Raw genomic sequence first — 454 nt, forward strand, 5'->3', positions numbered from 1 at the left:
CCCCGCCGGGCCCCGGCCCGATGCACCGCCGTCTTCAGCCGTTCGGCCAGGGTCAGCCCCGTGCCCCCGTCTCGCTGGCACACCGCCAACCAGTTGAGATACCAGCGCATGGCCTCCTCCCACTGATCCAGCTGCCACTGCTCCCGCGGCTTGGCTAGCACCTGGTCCTTCCAAAAAGCCCGCGCCGCCGGAACTCCCGGCGAGACCCCCGCCCGCAGCCGCCAACTCTCAAACCAGTTTCCCACCACCAGGAATTGCTCCTTCTGCCGCTGGCTCAACCCTCTGGAAGTTTCCAGATCCGCTCTCCAATTGTCTCTCTGGTTCATGCTTGAATAATGACTCATGAGAACACTAATTCTGCAAGAAAAATGAACTTCGGATAATCGTAAGATATCCCCGATCCAAAATTTATGGATCGCTCAAGCAATCGATAACGATTCTTTTCAGCTTGTAA

Annotated in this window: 1 protein-coding gene; it reads right to left on the minus strand. The window is 57.5% G+C overall.

Translation table 11 applies throughout. The features are described from left to right. A partial coding sequence (locus JIN78_RS16980; protein ID WP_200393186.1) for a hypothetical protein occupies positions 1-326 on the minus strand: 326 nt, incomplete at its 3' end. Between the last annotated feature and the right edge of the window lie 128 nt (positions 327-454).

This window comes from Roseibacillus ishigakijimensis (assembly GCF_016595415.1).
Lineage (GTDB): Bacteria > Verrucomicrobiota > Verrucomicrobiia > Verrucomicrobiales > Akkermansiaceae > Roseibacillus > Roseibacillus ishigakijimensis.